The 15131-nt window shown below is 70.2% G+C and carries 13 protein-coding genes; 6 read left to right on the forward strand and 7 right to left on the reverse strand.

Annotation, left to right across the window (positions count from 1 at the left end):
• The first annotated feature begins 273 nt into the window (after window positions 1-273).
• The 4 genes from DY218_RS06865 to DY218_RS06880 are packed head-to-tail and all read left to right on the forward strand — an operon-like array spanning window position 274 to window position 3834.
• Complete coding sequence (locus DY218_RS06865; protein WP_128555020.1) at window positions 274-1146, forward strand: ABC transporter ATP-binding protein; 873 nt, start codon at window positions 274-276, stop codon at window positions 1144-1146.
• Window positions 1143-1991 carry an ABC transporter permease gene (locus tag DY218_RS06870; RefSeq protein WP_128555021.1) on the forward strand — a complete coding sequence of 283 codons (849 nt, stop codon included), beginning with the start codon at window positions 1143-1145 and terminating at the stop codon, window positions 1989-1991. The genes DY218_RS06865 and DY218_RS06870 overlap by 4 nt, the downstream gene beginning before the upstream one ends.
• Window positions 1949-3217 (forward strand): sensor histidine kinase, encoded by a 1269-nt coding sequence (locus tag DY218_RS06875; protein ID WP_128555022.1) that lies wholly within the window; start codon window positions 1949-1951, stop codon window positions 3215-3217. The genes DY218_RS06870 and DY218_RS06875 overlap by 43 nt, the downstream gene beginning before the upstream one ends.
• The gene (locus DY218_RS06880) at window positions 3214-3834 is read left to right on the forward strand and encodes a response regulator (RefSeq protein WP_128555023.1); all 621 of its coding nucleotides are present in this window, start codon (window positions 3214-3216) and stop codon (window positions 3832-3834) included. The genes DY218_RS06875 and DY218_RS06880 overlap by 4 nt, the downstream gene beginning before the upstream one ends.
• A gap of 74 nt (window positions 3835-3908) precedes the next feature.
• Here DY218_RS06880 and hisS read toward each other — a convergent pair whose 3' ends face one another.
• Window positions 3909-5171 carry a histidine--tRNA ligase gene (hisS, locus tag DY218_RS06885; RefSeq protein ID WP_128555024.1) on the reverse strand — a complete coding sequence of 421 codons (1263 nt, stop codon included), beginning with the start codon at window positions 5169-5171 and terminating at the stop codon, window positions 3909-3911.
• Between the two features lie 12 nt (window positions 5172-5183).
• The gene (locus DY218_RS06890) at window positions 5184-5891 is read right to left on the reverse strand and encodes an MBL fold metallo-hydrolase (protein WP_128555025.1); all 708 of its coding nucleotides are present in this window, start codon (window positions 5889-5891) and stop codon (window positions 5184-5186) included.
• 164 nt (window positions 5892-6055) lie between these two features.
• On the opposite strand from DY218_RS06890, the gene DY218_RS06895 reads away from it, so the two are divergent.
• Both DY218_RS06895 and DY218_RS06900 read left to right on the forward strand, forming a co-directional pair.
• Window positions 6056-6829: a peptidylprolyl isomerase gene (locus DY218_RS06895; RefSeq protein WP_128555026.1), complete on the forward strand. Its 774-nt coding sequence runs from the start codon at window positions 6056-6058 to the stop codon at window positions 6827-6829.
• A 194-nt stretch (window positions 6830-7023) separates the two neighbouring features.
• Entirely contained in the window at window positions 7024-8253 is a 1230-nt protein-coding gene (locus DY218_RS06900; RefSeq protein WP_128555027.1) for a DUF349 domain-containing protein, read from the forward strand.
• 74 nt (window positions 8254-8327) lie between these two features.
• On the opposite strand, the gene DY218_RS06905 is transcribed toward DY218_RS06900, so the two are convergent.
• The 5 genes from DY218_RS06905 to yajC all read right to left on the reverse strand — a co-directional run bounded on the left by DY218_RS06905 (window position 8328) and on the right by yajC (window position 15095).
• Window positions 8328-10826 (reverse strand): RelA/SpoT family protein, encoded by a 2499-nt coding sequence (locus tag DY218_RS06905; protein WP_128555028.1) that lies wholly within the window; start codon window positions 10824-10826, stop codon window positions 8328-8330.
• 179 nt (window positions 10827-11005) lie between these two features.
• Entirely contained in the window at window positions 11006-11545 is a 540-nt protein-coding gene (locus DY218_RS06910) for an adenine phosphoribosyltransferase (protein ID WP_128555029.1), read from the reverse strand.
• Window positions 11542-12696 (reverse strand): protein translocase subunit SecF, encoded by a 1155-nt coding sequence (gene secF / locus DY218_RS06915; protein ID WP_128555030.1) that lies wholly within the window; start codon window positions 12694-12696, stop codon window positions 11542-11544. Before secF ends, DY218_RS06910 begins: the two co-directional genes overlap by 4 nt.
• A gap of 1 nt (window position 12697) precedes the next feature.
• Complete coding sequence (secD, locus tag DY218_RS06920) at window positions 12698-14452, reverse strand: protein translocase subunit SecD (RefSeq protein ID WP_128555031.1); 1755 nt, start codon at window positions 14450-14452, stop codon at window positions 12698-12700.
• A gap of 187 nt (window positions 14453-14639) precedes the next feature.
• Entirely contained in the window at window positions 14640-15095 is a 456-nt protein-coding gene (yajC, locus tag DY218_RS06925; protein WP_128555032.1) for a preprotein translocase subunit YajC, read from the reverse strand.
• Window positions 15096-15131: the final 36 nt, after the last annotated feature.

A 15131-nucleotide genomic window follows, 5' to 3' on the forward strand; every position in this document is an offset into this window, starting at 1 on the left:
CCCCGTCACCACAAGGAGCACCCCGAGCCCACGCCCGGCACCCACACCCCCGCCCACATCCGACGAGACGTCCTGGGAAGCGCTGGAGTGCGAGCCGTTCTTCGCCGTAGTCGTCTTGCCCATCACGCCATTCCGTCGGTCGGTCGGTGGCCCTCAGGAGGCCCTGCGGAAAGGCTCATTGTGCCGCACGAGCCTGTGTGTCCACCGGTCGGTGGACATCACCGCGTACGACCGGTGGGCCCGGCACGGCGGGATCCGCGCCAGGGTCGGACCATGGACGCCACAACAGGGGACACCGAGGCCGCAGTCGAGGTGCGCGGCCTGCGCAAGCGGTACGGGGACGTCACGGCCGTCGACGGGATCGATCTGCGGGTGGGGCGCGGGGAGGTCTTCGGCCTGCTCGGGCCGAACGGCGCGGGCAAGAGCACAACGGTGGAGATCCTGCAGGGCCACCGCACGCGGGACGCGGGCGATGTGCGGGTCCTGGGCTCCGATCCGGGCAGCGCGGGGCGTGAGCTGCGCGCCCGCATCGGGATCGTCTGGCAGGACGAGTCGGCGCCGGCGGAGCTGACCGTGGACGAGACGGTGCGGCACTTCGCGCGCTACTACCCGTCGCCCCGGGACCCCGGCGAGGTGATCGGCCTGGTCGGCCTCGGCGAGAAGAGCGGCGCCCGGGTCAAGAGCCTGTCCGGCGGTCAGCGCCGCCGGCTCGACGTGGCGCTCGGCATCGTCGGGGGCCCTGAGGTCCTGCTGCTCGACGAGCCGACCACCGGCTTCGACCCCGCGGCCCGGCGGCAGTTCTGGGAACTGGTCGCGGCGCTGGCCGACGAGGGCACCACGATCGTCCTCACCACGCACTATCTGGAGGAGGCCGAAGCCCTCGCCGACCGGCTCGCCGTGATCACCGCCGGCCGGGTGGCGGCCGAGGGCTCGCCCGCGGAACTGCGCCGGCTGCACAGCTCGCTCGCGACGGTCGAGTGGACGGGGCACGACGGCCGCGCGCACAGCGAGCGGACCGGGACCCCGACCCGTACGGTCGCCGAACTCAGCGCGTCCTTCGACGGCGAGATCCCGGGCCTGCGGATCAGCCGCCCGACCCTCGAGGACATCTACCTGGGGCTCACCGGACAGGAGAGCGCGCGATGACCACGACCCGTACGGAGACACGTACCGCGAGCCGACCGGCCGCCGCGCTTCCCGGCGCCTGGCGGCTGGGCCTGGCCCGCGGCGCCCTGGAACTGCGGCAGTTCTTCCGCGAGCGGGACCAGGTGATCTTCACCTTCTCCTTCCCGGTCCTCTTCCTCTTCCTCTTCGCCTCGATCTTCAGCGACGACGTGCAGGGCGCGGACATCACCGCATCGCAGCTCTACGTCCCGGCGATGATCGCGGCAGGCATCATGTCCACCAGCTTCCAGTCGCTCGGCATCTCCATCGCCATGGAACGCGACCAGAACGTGCTGCGCCGGCTGCGCGGCACACCGATGCCCCCGGCGGCGTACTTCCTCGGCAAGCTCTGGCTGGTCCTCGTCACCGGGCTCCTCGAGACGGTGCTGCTGCTCACGGTCGGTGTCGCCGTGTACGACATCGAGCTGCCGGGCGGCGCGGCGGACTGGCTCACCTTCGGCTGGATCTTCGTCCTCGGTCTGACCGGCTGTGCGCTGCTCGGCATCGCGATCAGCAGCGTGCCGAAGTCGGCGCAGAGCGCCACCTCGGTGGTCATCCTGCCGTTCCTGGTACTGCAGTTCATCTCCGGGGTCTACATCGCCATCGACACCATCCCGGACTGGATGCTCAATATCGGGGCGCTGTTCCCGCTGAAGTGGATGTGCCAGGGGCTGCGGGGCGTGTTCCTGCCCGAGTCGGCGCGGATACTGGAACAGACGGGTAGCTGGGAGTACGGCCGTATCGCGCTGGTGCTCGCGGCCTGGTGCGTCGGAGGATTGCTGCTGTGTCTGCTGACATTCCGGTGGAAGAGCCGGCGCGACGGCTGAGCGGCACGACCGGGGCCCGCTCCCCCGACGTGTGGGATCGCTCGTTCCGTATCTGGGACGGCTACTACGCGGTGGTGTGGCTGGCGACCGTGGTGTTCGTGCTCGGCACCGGCGATCCGTCCCCCGCGGTGCGGTTCGCCACCGCCGGGCTGCTCACGCTCCTGGTGCCGCTCTATGTTCTCTTCGGGCGCCGGCTGCTGATCGCGGACGGTGCGGACGTACGGCGGTCGCAGCGGTACATGACGGCCACGATCATGCTGTTCCTGCCGGCCGGGACGCTGATGGGCGAGACCCGGCTGATGGCCTTCGCGCTCGTGCCGCAGTGCTTCATGGCGCTGCGCAGAGTGCCCGCGCTGGTGGCGGTCACCGTGGTCAACATCGCGCCGGTGATCGGCTGGGCGCTGGTGTGGACGGTCAGCGGCCGGGAGTTCTTCTACAACACGGTCTTCGCCCTGGTGACCCTGGTGTTCTCGGTCGCCATGGGCCACTGGATCACCTCGATCATCGAGCAGAGTCAGGAACGGGCCCTGCTGATCGAGGAGTTGGAGGCCAGCCGCGGCGAGGTGGCCCGGCTCTCGGCGGCGCACGGCGCCCTCGCCGAGCGGGAGCGCCTCACCCGGGAGATCCACGACACCCTCGCCCAGGGCTTCACAAGTGTCCTGATGCTGTCCCAGGCGCTGGACGCGGAGATCGAGCACGACCCGGTGGCCGCGCGGCGCCACCTCGGGATGCTCGGCGACACCGCGCGGCAGAACCTCGACGAGGCGCGCGCCCTGGTCGCGGACGGCGGTCCGGCCGATCTGCACGGCGCCTCGCTGCCGGACGCGGTGCGCCGGCTCGCCGGGCGCCAGGACCCACCGGCCGAGGTGGCGGTGCGCGGGACAGCGGCGCCGCTGCCGCCCGGCCTGGAGGTGGTGGCGCTGCGCGCCTGTCAGGAGGCGCTGGCCAATGTACGCAAGCACGCGGGTCCCGAACCCACAGTGACCGTCGGGCTCACGTACACCGCCGAGGCGCTCGACCTGACGGTGCGCGACGACGGTCCGGGCTTCGACCCGTCCGTCCCGCACGAGGGTTACGGTCTGGCCGGACTCACCGCCCGGGCCGTCGAGGTCGGCGGGACCGCCGAGGTGCACAGCGCGCCGGGCGAGGGGGCCAAGGTCACCGTACGGCTGCCGTTCCCGGCGCCGGTCGCGCAGGCACCCGCGGACACGAGGAGTGACTCATGATCCGCGTCCTGCTCGCCGACGACCACCCGGTGGTACGGGAGGGTCTGCGCGCGATGCTCAGCGTCGAGCCGGACATGGAGGTCGTCGCGGAGGCGTCCAGCGGGCCGGCGGCCGAGGCGCTGAGTGCCGAACTCGCCCCGGACATCGTCCTGATGGACCTGCGGATGCCGGGCGGCAACGGCGTCGAGTCCATCGAGCGGATGGGCGCCGCGGGCCTGCCCTGCCGGGTGATCGTCCTGACCACGTACGAGAGCGACGGCGACATCCTGCGGGCGGTGGAGGCGGGAGCGGCGGGCTATCTGCTCAAGGATCTGGCTCGCGGTGAACTGGCGGACGCCGTACGGGCCGCGGCGCGTGGCGAGACCGTGCTCGCGCCGTCGGTGGCGGCCCGTCTGGTGGACCGGCTGCGGACCCGCCCGGAGCGGCCCCGGCTCTCCGAACGCGAGACGGCGGTGCTGCGCCTGGTCGCGGAGGGCTGCACCAATGCGGAGATCGGCCGCCGCCTGTACATCGGCGAGTCCACCGTGAAGACGTATCTGCTGCGGGTCTTCGGGAAGTTGGGCGTGGACGACCGTACGGCCGCGGTGACCACGGCGATGCGGCACGAACTGCTGTGACGCGGTCCGCCGCGACACGAGAGGGGCCCACCCTTCGGTGAGCCCCTCGTCGTCGCGGTCGCGTGCCGCCCGGATCAGCCGAGCAGCGCCCGCAGTTCGTCGGTCACGGACGCCAGCGGTACGGGGTGCTGCTCGCCGGAGTCCATGTCCTTGAGCTGGACGACGCCCTCGGCCAGGTCGCGCTCGCCGGCCACCAGGGTGTAGCGGGCGCCCGAGCGGTTGGCGCTCTTCATCGCGGACTTCAGGCCGCGTCCGCCGAAGGCGAAGTCCGCGGCGATGCCCGCCCTGCGCAGTCCGGTGACCACGGAGAACAGCGTCCGCCTGGCCTCCTCGCCGAGCGGTACCGCGAACACGCTGGTGGTCGCGGGCAGTTCGAGCGTGACGCCCTCGGCCTCCAGGGCGAGCACCGTACGGTCGACGCCGAGCGCCCAGCCGACCGACGGCAGCGCCGGGCCGCCGATCATCTCGGACAGGCCGTCGTAGCGTCCGCCGCCGCCGACCGCGGACTGCGACCCGAGGCCGTCGTGCACGAACTCGAAGGTGGTGCGGGTGTAGTAGTCGAGCCCGCGGACCAGCTTCGGGTCGTCCTCGTAGACCACTCCCGCCGCCGTGAGCAGTTCGCGGACCTCCTCGTGGTACGCCTTGCAGGCGTCGCAGAGGTAGTCGCGCAGCGCCGGGGCGCCGACGAGCTGCTTCTGGACGTCGGCCCGCTTGTCGTCGAGCACCCGCAGCGGGTTGATCTCGATCCGGCGGCGGGTCTCGTCGTCCAGGTCGAGGGCGCGCAGGAAGGTCTGCAGTGCGTCCCGGTAGACGGGCCGGCACTCCTTGTCGCCCAGCGAGTTGAGCAGGATCCGGAAGTTCCGGAGGCCCAGGCTGCGGTACGCCTGGTCGGCCAGGATGATCAGCTCGGCGTCGAGCACCGGGTCCTCGGCGCCGATCGCCTCGGCACCGACCTGCGAGAAGTGGCGGTAACGGCCCTTCTGCGGGCGCTCGTAGCGGTAGTACGAGCCCGAGTACCAGAGCTTGACGGGCAGATTGCCGGCCTTGTGCAGATTGGCCTCGAGCGCGGCGCGGAGCACCGACGCGGTGCCCTCGGGGCGCAGGGCGAGCCTGTCGCCGCCCTTGGTCTCGAAGGCGTACATCTCCTTGGTGACGATGTCGGTGGACTCGCCGACGCCGCGCGCGAACAGCTCGACGTTCTCGAATCCGGGCGTCTCGACATAGCCGTAGCCGGAGTTTCTGAGCGGCTCGGAGATCGCGTCACGGACAGCCAGATAGGTGGCGCTGTCCGGCGGGATCAGATCGTAGGTGCCCTTGGGGGCCTGGAAAGTACTCACGGGAAACTTTCGTCACATTCCTCGTCGAGGAGCCTGTCCGGCTCCCTGGCCGGCGGCCACCTGCCGCAGATACGGGTTGGTGGCGCGCTCCTGGCCGATGGTGGTCTGGGGACCGTGTCCGGACAGGACGACGGTCGAATCGTCGAGCGGCAGGCACACCCGGCCGAGCGACTCGAGGATGTCCTCGTGCGAGCCGCCGGGCAGGTCGGTGCGTCCGATGGAGCCGGCGAACAGCAGATCGCCCGAGAAGAAGACCTGCGGGACGTCCGCGGCCTCGGGCATCCGGAAGGTCACCGACCCCTTGGTATGGCCGGGGGCGTGCGCGACATGGAAGTCCAGACCCGCGAGGCTGAGCTGCGCGCCGTCGGACAGCTCCTGCACGTCGTCCGGCTCGCCCACGGTCAGTTCGCCCATCAGCGGCATACCGATCGCGCGCCCGATCCCCTTCTCCGGGTCGCTCATCATGTAGCGGTCGTCGGGGTGGATCCAGGCCGGCACGTCGTGCGCGCCGCAGACCGGCACCACGGAGGCGACGTGATCGATGTGTCCGTGCGTGAGGACGACCGCGACAGGCTTGAGCCGATGCTTCTCGAGTGCTTCCTCGACGCCTTCGGTGGCCTGGTGGCCAGGGTCGATGATCACGCACTCCTCACCGGCGGCGGGGGCGACCAGATAACAATTGGTCCCCCAGGCCCCGGCGGGGAACCCGGCAATGAGCACGATCGTCCTTCATTCGGTCCGTCGGGAGATTTGCAGCAGATCAGAGCCTACCGGCGAGGCTCGGCTCACAGCCAACGCCTATACGGTACGGGGCAAGCGCCGGCAGGCCGGAGAGACGTTCGAGCGGGTCCGCGTACCCCAGACAGCAATGAGGAGTGCACCCGGTGGTCAGCAACGAGCAGCGGCGGAAACAGCTCGCCCGGGAGAAGTACGTGCGCCAGCAGCAGCGGCGGGAGGCCGCCCGGCGCAAGTCGCAGCGGCGGCTCGCGGTGATCTCGGCCGCGATCGCCGTGGTGCTCGTGGCGGGTGCCGTGGCGGCTGCCGCGGGCGCGTTCAGCGGCGGCGACGACACCAAGGACAGCTCCGCCGAGTCCGCGCCGCCCACTCCGGAGCAGTCCAAGGAGCCGAAGCTCACCGTCGACAAGAAGGCGGCATACACGATGCGCCTCGAGACGAACCGGGGCGATGTCTCGATCGCGATGGACGCCTCGAAGACTCCGCGGACGACGAACTCCTTCAAGCACCTCGCGGACAAGAAGTTCTTCGACGGGACCAAGTGCCACCGGCTCACCACCGAGGGCATCCGCGTACTGCAGTGCGGCGACCCGAAGGGCACCGGCGAGGGCGGCCCGGGCTACAACATCCCGGACGAGAACCTGAAGGCGCTCGGCAAGCCCGGCAAGAAGGGCACGGTCACCTACCCGGCGGGCACGGTGGCGATGGCCAACACCGGCGAGCCGGACAGCGGCGGCAGCCAGTTCTTCCTGGTGTACGAGGACTCGGAGCTGCCGCCCTCGTACACGCCCTTCGGGAAGATGGACGATGCGGGTCTGAAGGCCGTCAAGGCGGTCGCGAAGGCCGGGGTGTCCGGCGGTGGCGCGGACGGCGCCCCGAAGAAGGCCGTCACCATCGAAAAGGCGACGGTCGAGAAGGACTGATCGCCCGGCGCGGGCAGCGCTGCCGGCCTGGCCCAAGAAGCATTGATTGCCTCGCGCTGGATGCGGACAGCTCCCCTGCTCGTCGCCTATGTTGGCGTATGGCAGGGCGCGCCGTGGGCCGGCGGCCCTGAGGAAACTGTGGACGATGCCGCGGGGGCCGAGGCTCCGCGCGGGCATCATGTGGAGGAGGCGCTGTGAGCAGCGACCCGTGGGGCCGCGTCGACGAGACGGGCACCGTGTACGTGCGTACCGCCGACGGAGAACGAGTCGTCGGCTCGTGGCAGGCAGGCTCGCCCGATGAGGCCCTTGCCTACTTCAAGCGCAAGTACGACGGCCTGGTCGTCGAGATCGGCCTCCTCGAGCGCCGGGTGCAGACGACGGACCTGTCCGCCAAGGACGCCACGACCGCTATCGACCACCTGCGTCAGCAGGTCGACGAGGCGCACGCGGTCGGCGATCTGGATGCGCTGTCGAAGCGGCTCGACAAGCTGGTGGAGAAGGTCGAGGCCCGCCGCGAGGAGCGCAAGGCGCAGAAGGCGAAGCAGACCGACGAGGCGAAGCACGCCAAGGAGGCGCTGGTCGCCGAGGCCGAGGAGCTGGCGCAGAGCGAGCAGTGGCGGGTCGCGGGCGAGCGCCTTCGCGCCCTGGTGGACACCTGGAAGGGGCTGCCACGTCTCGACCGCAAGTCGGACGACGAGCTGTGGCACCGCTTCTCGCACGCCAGGTCGGCGTTCTCGAAGCGGCGCAAGGCGCATTTCGCGGCGCTCGACGCGCAGCGCGAGGAGGCACGGCAGGCCAAGGAGAAGCTGGTCGGCGAGGCCGAGGCGCTGTCGAACTCGACGGACTGGGGCCCGACGGCCGCCCGCTACCGCGACCTGATGGCCCAGTGGAAGGCGGCTGGCCGCGCCCAGCGCGAGCACGAGGACGACCTGTGGAACCGCTTCCGCGGCGCCCAGGACATCTTCTTCACCGCGCGCAGCGCCGTCTTCGCCGAGCGGGACGCCGAGCAGGCGGAGAATCTGAAGCTGAAGGAGGAGCTGGCCGAGGAGGCCGAGAAGCTTCTGCCGATCACCGACCTCAAGGCGGCCCGCGCGGCCTTCCGCTCGATCAACGAGCGCTGGGAGGCCATCGGTCACGTGCCGCGCGACGCCCGGCCGAAGGTCGAGGGCCGGATGCACACGGTGGAGCGTGCGCTGCAGGACTCCGAGGAGACCGAGTGGCGGCGTACGAACCCGGAGGCGCGGGCCCGCGCCGAGGGGCTCACGGGCCAGCTGCAGGACGCGGTCGACAAGCTGCGCGCCCAGGTCGACGCCGCCCGCTCCGCGGGGAACGACGCGAAGGCCGACAAGCTGCAGCGCGAGCTGGACGGCCGGCAGGCGCTGCTCGACCAGGCACTCAAGGGCCTGGAGGAGTTCGGCGGCTGACCGCTCCGGGTACGCATGAGGAGGCCCCCGGCACGATCGCCGGGGGCCTCCTCATGTGCGTACGGGTGCCGGTGTCAGGGCCGGCGGGCCGAGGTCACCCGGTAGACGTCGTAGACGCCCTCCACGCCGCGTACCGCCTTCAGGACGTGGCCGAGGTGCTTCGGGTCGCCCATCTCGAAGGTGAAGCGGGAGGTGGCGACCCGGTCGCGGGACGTCTGGACGGCGGCCGACAGGATGTTGACGTGCTGGTCGGACAGGACGCGGGTGACGTCCGAGAGCAGCCGCGAGCGGTCCAGGGCCTCGACCTGGATGGCGACCAGGAACACCGACGACTGGGTGGGCGCCCACTCCACCTCGAGCATCCGCTCGGGCTGCTTGGACAGCGAGTCGACGTTCACACAGTCGGCGCGGTGCACGGAGACGCCGCTGCCGCGGGTGACGAAGCCGATGATGGGGTCGCCGGGGACCGGGGTGCAGCAGCGGGCCAGCTTCACCCAGACGTCCTCGACGCCCTTGACGACCACGCCCGGGTCCGCGTTCGCCCGGCGCTTGCTGCGGCGGCGGGCGGGCGGTGAGGTCTCCGCGATGTCCTCGTTGGCCGCCTCCTCGCCGCCCATGCCCTGGACGAGCTTCTGCACCACGTTCTGCGCGGCGACATGACCCTCGCCGATCGCCGCGTACAGCGAGGAGATGTCGGGGTAGCGCATCTCGTGGGCGAGGGTGACCAGGGCGTCGCCGGTGAGGATGCGCTGGATCGGCAGGTTCTGCTTGCGCATGGCGCGGACGATGGCGTCCTTGCCCTGCTCGATGGCCTCGTCGCGGCGCTCCTTGGAGAACCAGGCCCGGATCTTGTTGCGCGCACGGGGCGACTTGACGAAGCCGAGCCAGTCCCTGGACGGTCCGGCGCCGGAGGCCTTGGAGGTGAAGACCTCCACCAAGTCGCCGTTGTCCAGGGTGGATTCGAGCGGTACGAGCCGTCCGTTGACGCGGGCGCCGATGGTGCGGTGGCCGACCTCGGTGTGCACGGCGTAGGCGAAGTCCACCGGGGTGGCTCCGGCCGGGAGCGCTATGACGTCGCCCTTCGGCGTGAAGACGAAGACCTCGTTGCGCGAGAGGTCGAAGCGCAGGGACTCCAGGAACTCCCCCGGGTCCTCGGTCTCCTTCTGCCAGTCGAGGAGTTGGCGGAGCCACGCCATGTCGTTGATGGCGTCCTTGTCCTTGCCGGCGCCCTTGGGCACATCCGTACGCACCTTGGAGGCGCCGGCCTGGGCCTCCTGCTTGTACTTCCAGTGCGCGGCGATGCCGTACTCGGCACGGCGGTGCATGTCGAAGGTGCGGATCTGCAGCTCGACGGGCTTGCCGTTGGGACCGATCACCGTGGTGTGCAGCGACTGGTACATGTTGAACTTCGGCATCGCGATGTAGTCCTTGAACCGGCCGGGGACCGGATTCCATCGCGCGTGCACGGTGCCGAGGGCCGCGTAGCAGTCGCGGACCGTGTCGACGAGCACCCGGATGCCCACCAGGTCGTAGATCTCCGCGAAGTCCCGGCCGCGGACGATCATCTTCTGGTAGACGCTGTAGTAGTGCTTCGGGCGGCCGGTGACGGTGGCCTTGATGCGGGCGGCCCGCAGGTCGGCCTGGACCTCGTCGGTCACTATGGCCAGATACTCGTCGCGCTTGGGCGCCCGCTCGGCGACGAGGCGCACGATCTCGTCGTACATCTTGGGGTAGAGGATCGCGAAGGCGAGGTCCTCGAGCTCCCACTTGATGGTGTTCATGCCCAGGCGGTGGGCGAGCGGGGCGTAGATCTCCAGGGTCTCGCGGGCCTTCTTCTCCTGCTTCTCCCGCTTGAGGTAGCGCATCGTGCGCATGTTGTGCAGGCGGTCCGCGAGCTTGATCACCAGGACCCGGGGGTCCTTGGCCATCGCGACGACCATCTTGCGTACGGTCTCGGCCTGTGCGGCCTCCCCGAACTTGACCTTGTCCAGCTTGGTGACGCCGTCGACGAGCAGCGCCACCTGGTCGCCGAAGTCCCGCTTGAGGGTGTCCAGTCCGTACTCGGTGTCCTCGACGGTGTCGTGCAGCAGTCCGGCCATCAGGGTCGCCGGGTCCATGCCGAGCTCGGCGAGGATCGTGGTGACCGCGAGCGGATGCGTGATGTACGGGTCGCCGCTCTTGCGCTTCTGGCCGCGGTGCCAGCGCTCGGCGACCTGGTAGGCGCGCTCGATCTGGCGCAGGGTGGCCGTCTCGATCTTCGGGTCGTTGCTCCGCACTATCCGGAGCAGCGGCTCGAGGACCGGGTTGTACGGATTGGAACGCTGGACGCCGAGGCGGGCGAGCCGGGCGCGCACCCGGTTCGAGGAGCCGGAGCGGGGCTGGCCGGTGCCGTTCGCGCGGGTGGCGGGCGCGGCCGGTGCGGGGCGGGCGGACTGAGGCGTGGGACCGGGCTTCGGCTTCGCCTCCGGCTCGCTCTTCTCGGACGTGGCAGCGGGCGCCGCGGGCTTGGCCTCGGCCGGCTGGTCGGGCTCCGGCTTGGCTGCGGCGGTGGGCTGTCGGGCCTCGTCTGGCAAGAGCGCTCCTCGTGCAGGGTCCGGCCCCCCGATCAGGTCCGGACTGCCATGGTAGCGAGGGACCGGGCTTCGCTCGCGTCCGCTCCGGACTCCGCTGCATCGCAGCCAGGGAAATGTCGGACGAAAGGAGCGGGCGACCCGAGATTCGGGTCGCCCGCTCGAGCGGAGCGGCGGTCCGTCTACAAGGTGAGGATCGCGTCCACCGGGGCACCGTCGAGGCCGGGCTCGAGCCGCTGCCGGCCCCCGAGGAAGGAGAGCTCCATCAGCACCGCGACTCCCGCGACCTGGGCGCCCGCACGCCGGATCAGCTGCACCGAGGCCTCCGCGGTGCCTCCGGTCGCGAGCACGTCGTCGATGACCATCACCCGGTCGTCTCTCGACAGGTCCTCGGCGTGCACCTCGATCTCGGCCCGTCCGTACTCCAGCTCGTAGGCCTGCCCCAGGGTGGCACCCGGCAGCTTGCCCGCCTTGCGTACGGGGACGAAGCCGACGCCCGACCGTACGGCCACCGGGGCGGCGAGGATGAAGCCGCGGGCCTCGAGGCCCACGATCTTCGTCGCCCGGTATGCGGTGCACAGCTCGGCCAGCGATTCGGTGAGCGCCGTGAAGGCCGTCGGGTCCGCCAGGAGCGGGGTGATGTCCTTGAACATCACGCCCCGCTCCGGGTAGTCCGGCACGTCCCTGATGCGGCTCCGCAGGAGCTCGGCGACCTCGGTCATCGGCGCTTGCCCGAAGGACGGCCGCGACCACGGTTGCGGGACGTCGGCTGGGTGCGCCGCTGGCCCGCGATGGCGCCGGCCGGCGTCGCGTCCTGCGCCTCCTCGTCCTCGTCGTACTCGGCCTCGGTCTCGGAATCGGCGGCACCGTCCAGGTCGTCGCCCTCGCGGGAGTCGTCCTTGGCGGCGGCCGCGGCCCGCTTGGCGAGCACCCGCTTCTTCAGCGCCTTCATGGCCGGCTCGGTCTCCTTGAGATCGGCGACCAGCGGCGTGGCGATGAAGATCGAGGAGTACGCACCGGCGGCGAGGCCGACGAAGAGCGACAGCGAGATGTCGTTCAGCATGCCGGCGCCGAGGACGCCGCCACCGATGAACAGCAGGCCCGCGACCGGCAGCAGGGCCACGGCCGTGGTGTTGATCGACCGGACCAGGGTGCTGTTGATCGAGCGGTTGGCGATCTCGCTGTACGTCCAGCGGGTCTGCTTCGTGGCGCCCTTCGACTGCTCCTTCAGGGAGTCGAACACGACCACCGTGTCGTAGAGCGAGTAGCCGAGGATCGTCAGCAGACCCATGACCGTACCGACAGTGACCTCGAAGCCAACCAGGGCGTAGATGCCGACCGTGATGGTGATGTCGTGGATCAGGGCGACGAGGGCCGCCACTGCCATGCGCCATTCGAAGGCGATGGCCAGATAGACCACCACCAGGGCCATGAAGACACCGAGGCCGAGCCAGGCCTTGTTGGCGATCTGCTTGCCCCAACTGGGGCCGACCAGTTCGGCGTTGACGTCCGCGGCGCGGACGTCAAGGTCACGGGAGAGATCGGCCTTGATGGCGTCGGACTTGGCGGTGTCCACGCCGCTGACCTGGATGCGCATGCCGCCGTTGCCCAGCTTCTGGACCACGGCCTCGTGGCCGGACGCCTTCTCCGCGGCTTCCTGGACGTGGTTGACCGATGCGCTGGTCTTCGGCGTCGTGAAGACGGCGCCGCCCTTGAACTCGATGCCCATCGTCAGGCCCTGCACCGCCAGGGCCACGGCGGCCGTGATGGTGATCAGGATGGAGACGCCGTACCAGAGCTTCCGCTTGCCGATGAAGTCGTAGCCGACTTCGCCGCGGTAGAGCCGGGCGCCGAGGTTGCCGAGCTTCGACATCTCACGCCTCCTTCGGGTCGACGGGGGCGGAGGTACGGCGGCCGCGGCGCAGCGGGGGCTTCGCACCGAGCCGTTTCGGATCGAGGCCGGACCAGGGATGGCCCTGGGCGAAGAACTTGCGCCGGGCCATCAGCGTCAGCAGCGGCTTGGTGAAGAGGAAGACCACCACGACGTCGAGCAGGGTGGTCAGTCCGAGCGTGAAGGCGAAGCCCTGCACCTTGCCGACCGTCACCGCGAACAGCACGGCGGCGGCGAGGAACGACACGAAGTCGGCGACCAGGATGGTGCGCCGTGCACGCGGCCAGGCCCGCTCGACCGCGGGCCGCAGCGAGCGGCCTTCGCGGACCTCGTCCCGTACGCGTTCGAAGTACACGATGAACGAGTCGGCGGTGATACCGATGGCGACGATGGCTCCGCAGACCGCCGGCAGGTTCAGCGCGAAGCCGATGGCCGGGCCGAGCAGCGCCATCAAGGTGTACGTCAGGATCGCCGAGGCCAGGAGGCTGAGCAGGGCGATGAACGCGAGGCCCCGGTAGTAGACGACCAGATAGATGATCACCAGGACGAGGCCGATGGCGCCGGCGATCAGGCCGGCCTCCAGCTGCTCGCCGCCGAGCGCCGCGGTCACCGTGGTGACGCTCTGCTCCTGGAAGGAGAGCGGCAGGGCACCGTACGACAGGATGTTCGCCAGGTCCTGGGCGGACTCCTGGGTGAAGCTGCCGGAGATCTGGGCGTTCTTGCTCAGGGTCGTCTGGACGCTGGGCGCGGAGACGACCTCGCCGTCAAGCACGATGCCGAACTGGTTCATCGGCTGCTGCTGGGTCTTCAGCTTGGTCGTGATCTTCGAGAAGGCCTTCGCGCCGTCGTCGCTGAAGTCCATCGTGACGATCCACTGACCGCTGCGCTCGTCGATGACGGCCTTGGCGTCGTCGACTTCCTTGCCGTCGACCTCGGACGGGCCCAGGATGTACTTCTCCCACTGGCCCTGGCTGTTCTTGCCGCAGCCGACCATCGTGTCGGCAGGCTTGACGCCGTCGGCGGTCTTCACGCGCTGGCTCTGCTTGGTGCAGTCCAGCGCCTGGAACTGCTGCTGCAGCTTCTTGGTCGCCTCGTCCGGGGTGGGGCTGGCGTCCGGGGAGGGCTTCTTCGAGTCGGACGGGTCCGGCGTCGGGGCGGCGTCGTCCTTCTTCAGGCCGTCGGTCAGGGCCCGGCCTTGCGGTGAGGCCGTGTCGGACGGGGTGGCCTCGGGCTTCTCCTCGTCCTTGGCGCCGTCCTTGCCCTTGTCGCTGCCGTCGCCGGCCTCCGGAGCGCCGGATCCCGAGGGGCTGGCCTCGGGATCGGGCGTGGGGGCGCCGGGGGCGACGGCCATCACGGGGCGGAAGTACAGCTGCGCGGTCGTACCGACCTGCTCACGGGCCTGCTTCTCGTCCGTGCCCCGGGGGATGTTGACGATGATGTTGCGGTCGCCCTGGGTCTGGACCTCGGCCTCGGAGACACCGAGGCCGTTGACACGGCGCTCGATGATGTTGACGGCCGTGTTCATGTTCGTCGGGTTGATCGCGTTCTCGGCGCCCGGCTGGTTCTTCGCCTCGAGCGTGATGCTCGTGCCGCCCGCGAGGTCGATGCCCAGGCGCGGCGTGGTGTGCCCGGAGAGGAACATTCCTCCGGTGAGCGCCACCATGGCGATCAGGATCAGAGCCAGCGGGCGCCACGGCTTGCTCTGGCTCTGCCCCCGGCCCTTCTTCGGTGCTGCCACCTTGTCGTTTCTCCCTGTCCAACCGCCCGGAACCCCGTTGCGACGTGGGCGGCCATGAAGTGGTCTCGGGAACCCGCCGAGCCCGCGCGTCCCGGGACCTTCCGGTACCCCTGGGACTCGCGGAACCCGGGGAAGCTCTCACGGCGGAGGGACCGCGGGCAGGTGACGCCGCGGCCCTCGGTCGTGGTTACTTCCCGTCGGACTCGCCGTCGGTCTTCTTCGGCTGGGCGTCGTCCGCGTCCGCTGCGACGGCGTCGTCCTCGGTCTCGTCCTTCTTGACCAGGTCGATGTGCTCGTCGTCGGCCGCCTCGGTCAGGGAGGAGGCGTCGTCGGGCACGGTGGGCGCGTCCTCGGCAGCCTCGATCCCGTGCACGATGCGGTTGTACTCCTCGTCCTCCAGGACCGCGCCGACCGCGTTCTTCGCGTAGACCGCGTGGACGCCCGGGGCGACCTCCAGAAGGACCGTGTCCTGGCTGACCTCCTTGACGGTGGCGTACATGCCCCCGATCGTGCGGACGCCGGTGCCGGGCTGCATGTCGTCGCGCATGCGCGCGGCCGCCTGCTGCTTCTTCTTGGCAGAGCGGGTCATCAGGAACATGGCCCCGATGAGCACGATGAAGGGGAGGAGAGTCACGATATTCACGGGACGGAATTTCCTTCGCACGACCGCGCAGGAGGT

The sequence above is a fragment of the Streptomyces triticagri genome (assembly GCF_003429565.1).
GTDB lineage: Bacteria > Actinomycetota > Actinomycetes > Streptomycetales > Streptomycetaceae > Streptomyces > Streptomyces triticagri.

Bases quoted from the DNA above. Each gene is read 5' to 3' on its own strand.
- DY218_RS06865 (WP_128555020.1), top strand. From the start codon at position 274: ATGGACGCCACAACAGGGGACACCGAGGCCGCAGTCGAGGTGCGCGGC.
- DY218_RS06870 (WP_128555021.1), top strand. From the start codon at position 1,143: ATGACCACGACCCGTACGGAGACACGTACCGCGAGCCGACCGGCCGCC.
- DY218_RS06880 (WP_128555023.1), top strand. From the start codon at position 3,214: ATGATCCGCGTCCTGCTCGCCGACGACCACCCGGTGGTACGGGAGGGT.
- DY218_RS06910 (WP_128555029.1), bottom strand. From the start codon at position 11,545: ATGACCGAGGTCGCCGAGCTCCTGCGGAGCCGCATCAGGGACGTGCCG.
- secF (WP_128555030.1), bottom strand. From the start codon at position 12,696: ATGTCGAAGCTCGGCAACCTCGGCGCCCGGCTCTACCGCGGCGAAGTC.